Source organism: Flavobacterium sp. GSA192 (assembly GCF_006386525.1).
Classification (GTDB): Bacteria; Bacteroidota; Bacteroidia; order Flavobacteriales; family Flavobacteriaceae; genus Flavobacterium; species Flavobacterium commune.
The window spans coordinates 1-6,429 of the sequence record NZ_VAHC01000010.1; the positions used below are offsets into that span (position 1 = coordinate 1).

Annotated in this window: 4 protein-coding genes; all 4 read right to left on the reverse strand. The window is 34.1% G+C overall.

Features of this window, described 5'->3' with window-relative positions:
- Positions 1-1,452: SprB repeat-containing protein (locus FDM27_RS15930; protein ID WP_181161693.1), on the reverse strand; the 1,452-nt coding region annotated here is incomplete at its 3' end.
- A 649-nt stretch (positions 1,453-2,101) separates the two neighbouring features.
- Positions 2,102-4,042, reverse strand: a complete 1,941-nt coding sequence (locus tag FDM27_RS15935; RefSeq protein ID WP_140487977.1) for an OmpA family protein — start codon at positions 4,040-4,042, stop codon at positions 2,102-2,104.
- Between the two features lie 11 nt (positions 4,043-4,053).
- Positions 4,054-4,965 carry a type IX secretion system membrane protein PorP/SprF gene (locus tag FDM27_RS15940; protein WP_140487978.1) on the reverse strand — a complete coding sequence of 304 codons (912 nt, stop codon included), beginning with the start codon at positions 4,963-4,965 and terminating at the stop codon, positions 4,054-4,056.
- 59 nt (positions 4,966-5,024) lie between these two features.
- Positions 5,025-6,429, reverse strand: a 1,405-nt coding sequence (locus tag FDM27_RS15945; RefSeq protein WP_140487979.1) for a gliding motility-associated C-terminal domain-containing protein, incomplete at its 5' end; no start/stop codon positions are given.

Genomic DNA, 6,429 nt, shown 5'->3' on the forward strand with positions numbered 1-6,429 from the left:
AGATTGAGAAGAGATAGAAGCAGCAAGAGCTGCATTCGGCTGAGTGATTGTTACAGCCTGAGTAGTAGTACATCCATTAGCATCTTTAACCGTTACAGTATAAGCACCCGCTGCAAGATTATTGAAAATTCCGCTGCTACCAAAAGTTGTGCCATCAATGGCATAAGTATAAGGAGCCGTACCATTAGCACCAGCTACGGTTACACTACCAGTGCTATTTCCATAACAATCTACATTAGATTGAGAAGAGATAGAAGCAGCAAGAGCTGCATTAGGTTGTGTTATGGTTATAGACTCGGTATCAGTACATCCTTTAGAATCAGTTACGGTAACGGTATAAGTTCCTGCAGTTAATCCGGAAGCTGTAGCTGTATTTTGAACAGGAGTTGTGTTCCAGCTAAAGGAATAATTGGCAGTTCCTCCTGTTGCAGATGCCGTTGCTTGACCATTATTTCCACCAAAGCAAGGTACATTAGTTGAAATATTGATAGCAGCAATTGGTGTAGACGATACTGTTATTGTTGCTTCACTCGTAGCAATATTACTTCCACTACATAATCCTGTGTTTGAAAATACAGCTCTGTATTTGGTTGTTTGCGTAATATTTGTGGCAGTATAGCTTGTAGTTGTGTTAGTTATATCTGTCCAAATTGAAAAAGGACTTACAGAGGATTGCCATTTAACAATTGTAGAACCATTGGCAAGTCCGCTAACAGATAGTAGAGTACTGTTAACACCTGAACATACTGTTGCATCCGGAGTAACAGATCCTGTTAGAGGGATTCCGAAAGTAAGAGGAGTATCGGTACATCTACTGGAGTTGTCTGAATTACCACTAACGGAAGCAAGTTTGGTAATATTGATTAATCCAGGATTATTAATATCGCATATATTAAAATCGATACTTCCAAAAGGAATATTAAATTCTAAGAAGGAACCTCCACCACCGGCACATCCTGTGGCGCTTCCATTAAGAGCAGCTAGTCCGTTACTAATAGGAAGCAGCGTTTTGGTACTTCCATTTCCGGAATATAAATTAAAAGTAGATGCATTCGAATTTATTTCGATAATATATTCAGCACCGGCTACGGTTAACGACCCTCCAAAGCTATCTAAAGTTAATCCGGTTAAAGGGTTGTTATCGGTGTCTAAGTACAGTCTAAAAAGCGCTGCACCTGAATTACCAATATTCATTCCTAATCTTAAGACTTGATTCTGCGTATCAACTTTTGCTCGAATTGTTCCAATTTGACAGGTGGAGGAGGGGCTTGCTAAAATTTGTTCACTAAATACAATTCCTGTGGCGTATTCGTCTCCCACAGCTCCTGGACCAGGACAGTATTTACCATCAAAGGTATCTTGAGCGAAACCATTTGTGATGCTAAAAATGATTAGCGAGAAAAAAAATAGAATGGTTTGTTTCAACTTTTGAGAAGGTAGATTTGTTTCCATATTCTAATTATTTAAATAGTTGACAATAGAAATAGTAAGGCAATATTTAGATTAAGGGCAAGAATAGTGAATAATCTAAACTATGCTTGAATGCCCTATTTTCAAAATGTAGTAGGTTAAGAATATGGTAAATAAGAAGTAGATTAAAGGATGGGGCTTTAAAATGTTTATTTTAAATTAAAAATAAGATAACACAAATTGGATATTAATAATGATAATAAAAATATCTAAAATCTGTTTTGTAATTAAAAATAATAATTTGAAAACTAGTGAATTAAAATTATTGTGATTGGAATAATTTTAAAAGAATGTAGTATATGTTGTTTGTATTGGGGATAGAAACAACATTTAGGGCTCGAATATTTTTATTTTTAAATAGCATCAGTTTCTTATGATAAAAAAGTGAGGCTATTTTAAATGTTAAATTTTCTTTAGTGAAAAACTTATGATTAAATTTAAGAAGAATTAATGAAAGGGATTTTTTTAGTCTATAAATAACCTAAAAAGTCGTTTAAATGTAATTTTTTTAATTGTAAATAAATTCGGCTGTTGTTATTTTAAATTGTAGCTTAATTTAGATATAAAAAAGAACCCCGAATGAAAATAAATCATTCGGGGTTCTTTTGGTATTTTTTAGAATTTTAATTTGTTATAAATCAGTAATGATAAATTCACTTCTACGATTCATTTGGTGCTCTTCTTCGGTACATTTTACACCGTCAGCGCATTTATTTACCAATTGATTTTCACCATAACCTTTTCCGGTTAATCGATTAGCATCAATACCGTTTTTAACTAACCAGGCAATAGTTGATTTGGCTCTTCGGTCAGATAGTGCTTCATTGTATTTGAAAGAAGCACGACTATCAGTATGAGAACGAATATCTAATTTCATTTTTGGATACTGATTTAAAACATCTAATATTTTTTCTAAATCCATTGCAGCCTCTGTTCTAATATTGGATTTATCCAGGTCAAAATAAATCATTTTTATACCAAAACATTTACCTAAATCATCACCAATGGTTACTTTACATTGGTCTTTTTCCAGAGCAATAGGCAAGTAAGTTTTTCCATTAGTTTTAGGGACAGTAATCTGTTTTTCATTACTGCTGTAATTTTCTTTTTCAGCTCTGACAGTATATAGTTTTCCACATTCTACAAGGAAGTTGTAGTCTCCATTTACATCGGCTTCTACATTCTTCAAAATACTCATTTTATTGTCAAACAAAGTTACTTTGGCATTAGGGATGGCGATATTTGATTCGGCATCAGTAATTTTTCCATATAATTCTTGTTCGCAAATTAATTTTCGGGTTTCTAAAAATTGATAGATGTCATCATATCCTTGACCTCCATCTCTATTGGAAGAAAAGAATCCTTTTCGGGATTTTGTATCAATAATGTAGGCAAAATCATCTTTTGGAGAGTTAGCCTCCATACCTATGTTTTCTACTTTATTAAGCGAACCATCATCATTAATTCGAGACATGAAAATATCTAATCCACCTACACCGGGATGTCCATCAGAGGCAAAGTAAAGTTCGTTTTCCTGACTAACAAACGGGAATGTTTCTCTTCCTTCAGTATTTATCGAAGAGCCTAAATTTACAGGAGTGGTAAACGAACCATCATCATTAATCTGTACTTTGAAAAGATCCGATAGACCTAATGTTCCCGGCATATCAGAGGCAAAGTATAATGTTTTTTCGTCGGGACTTAGGGTAGGGTGGGCTGTACTGTAGCTATCACTTGTGAAAGGCAGGGCTTGTATATTAGTCCATTTGTCAGCCTCTAAGGTTGCTTTATATAATTTAACTAATGTAATTCCGTTTTCGTTTTTACCTTTTTTACCATCTACATAGTTGTTTCTGGTAAAATAAACTGTTTTTCCGTCTTTAGTAAAAACGGGAGTTGCTTCGTTGAATTTTGAATTTAACGATTTGTTAAATTTTACAGGATTGGCCGGAGACATTTCCTCACCTAAATCAGCACTGTATAAGTTTGTAAAATGCTGGTCTGTCCAAGTGTGTTTTCTTTGTCCTAAACTTCCGGTATCTCTTGCCGAAGTAAAGACAATTTTATTGTTGTAAAAACTGGAACCATAATCAGAATATTGCGAGTTGATGGCTGCATTCTCTATTTTGTATCTTCCCGAATTGGCTTTTATCTCATCTAAATAGTTTGTGTTTTTTTTGAAAAGCTTGGCTCTACTATCATTATTTGAAATTTTATCAAATTGTTCTAAAATTTGATCAGCTTTTTTGTTTTCGTTAACGGCACGTAATGATTGAGCATAACGATAATAATAAGTAGGTTCGATTTCAGTTTCTGGCATGGCAAAAAGTTCGGCATACCATTTAACGGCTTTGTCTAATTCTCCATTAAAATAATAAGCATTACCTAATTTTTGAAACATAGGAGCCGATTTATATCCTTTCTCTGCTACTTTCTCATAGGTTTTAATGGCATCTATATAAGCATAGTTATCATAGTTTTTATCGGCATTGGCCAACTTAGCTTTTTGGGAATAAATGTTAAATGAAAAAACACTTACTATAGCCACGCAAAGGAGTATCTTTTTTTTCATGATAATAGTATTTAGAAGAATCTTGGAGTTGTAATTTTTTTGTTGTTTTTGAAAATTTCGTATCTCAAGAAAATTTCATGTGAACCGGAATTGTAATTGTCTAATTTGGTTGTTTCTAAATCATATCCATAACCGATATACATTGCTTCTGAAACCTGAAAACCAACCATGGCACTTGCAGAAGCACTCCATCGGTAAGCAAGTCCTAAAGTAAGTTTATCATTAAACATAAAGTTTCCGGACATATCTACTTGCAAAGGAGCACCCTGAACCATTTTAGTTAACAAAGCAGGTTTGAATTTAAGATTGTAACTTAAATCCATAACATAACCGGCAATTAAATAGTAAGTCATTTTTTCTTTAAAGAGTGCCACATCATTATCATCATAGCGATTTGATTCTATGAAGTTAGGTATCGAGAATCCTACATAAGCTTTATCAGAATGAAGATATACTCCAGCACCAATATTAGGTGTAAATCTATTATTGAAGCCCTGTAATTTAGGATCTCCACTATGTTCTGGAGTAAGTTTATTAGGGTTTAAATCAAATAAATTGGCTGTAGCTTTAATACCAAAAGATAGTTTTACAGTTTCAGAAGTAGGTATGGTGTAAGACAGGTCGGTAGATAATGTGTTTTCAGTAGTTGGACCAATTTTATCATTTATAATTGTTACACCTAAACCTAATCTGCTATTGTTAAAAGGAGTATTGATAGAAACCGCATTAGTTGTAGGAGCTCCGTCTAATCCAACCCACTGGGTACGATGCAGGGCAAATATACTCATTGCACCTCTCGAACCGGCATAAGCAGGATTTACATTTATAGTGTTGTACATATACTGTGTAAATTGTGCATCTTGTTGCGCATAACTTACCACTGCTGTAAACATCAAACTGATTAGTAGTAATTTTGTTTTCATCTGACTTGGTTTTATGACCAGAGGTTTTATTAAAACCTCTGGTATTAGATTTGAGTTTTTTATCTGGAAAGGTATAGGTATCCTTGTTTTTTGTTAGCTATTATTTCATTTTGTAAACCAACTGATGTATAGTTTAATATGTAGAAATAAGTTCCGGTAGGTAATCCAGCCGATTTGTCAACTGTAACTCTTCCCTCAGAAATACCTTTGAATGATACATCTTGGTTGTTATATCCTTTTGCTTCATAAACTAGTACACCCCATCTGTTGTAGATTTCTATAGTGTTTTCAGGGTAACAAAGAGTATCTTCAATGTTGTCAATTTTGAAGATTTCGTTGAAATTATCACCATTTGGAGTAAATGCATTATGAACTTCAATGGTTCCACAGCCTAATACAAAACTTTGATCAATTTTGATATTGATGACATAGTTAATTGGACAAGTTTCTGTTTCAATATTGTATTGGAAACTATAATCACCAGAAGCTACGTTGTTAGGATCTAAAATACTTCCGTTTAAAGCCCCTGAATTATTTACATCAACCCAAGTTCCGTTCGATGGAGCGTCTTGAGGTAAATAAGTAGTTAAATCTACTGGAGTGCCATTTACACTATTGATAAAATCAGGAACATTAATTGTTGTAATATCTGGAACAATATTTACAATTACTTTCTGAGTTGTAGTAGTTGTATTTCCATTTCCATCATTGAAAGACCAAGTAATGATATGAGTACCCTGTGTATTGTAAGTTAAAGGATCATTAGTTGTTCCTGTTATAGTTCCTGAACAATTGTCTGTTGTAGTTGGAATAGTTGCCGTAGCAATACATTGTCCAATTACATCTGCTAAAACAGGAGTTACAGGAGCAGTTACATCTTTTATAATTACATTTTGATTAGCAGTTGTTGTATTACCATTACCATCATTGAAAGTCCATGTTACTATAGTTGTTCCCTGAGTTGTGATAGGGAATACCGTGGTTGTTGTTCCAGTGATCGTTCCTGCACAATTGTCTGTTGTAGTTGGAGCTACTGGAGTTCCGTTACAACCATTGATAGTTACATCAGCCAAAGTAGGTGTTAGAGGTGCAGTAGAGTCTTTTACAGTAATTATTTGAGATTTAGAAGATTCGTTACCACAAGCATCTTTAGCTGTCCAAGTTCTGGTCAACGTATAGTTACTAGCAAAAACTTCACTAATACCAGATTTTATTTCGTTGTATGTTACTACTACCGGAGTAGCATTACAATTATCGGTAGCAGTTAAAATGGCTGCCACAGGTACGTTTGAACATTCTACTGTTATATTAGCAGGTGCTTCGCTCAATATTGGAGCAGTTTTGTCTTCAACACTAATAGTCTGTACATGAGTTGTAACATTATTACATAAATCAGTTGCGGTCCAAGTACGAGTCAGAGTATAAGCTCCGGCACAAGCACCATCAGTTTTCACTTCAGCAAAT

Coding starts and splice junctions, on each gene's coding strand:
- FDM27_RS15935 (WP_140487977.1), bottom strand. CDS start 4,042: ATGAAAAAAAAGATACTCCTTTGCGTGGCTATAGTAAGTGTTTTTTCA.
- FDM27_RS15940 (WP_140487978.1), bottom strand. CDS start 4,965: ATGAAAACAAAATTACTACTAATCAGTTTGATGTTTACAGCAGTGGTA.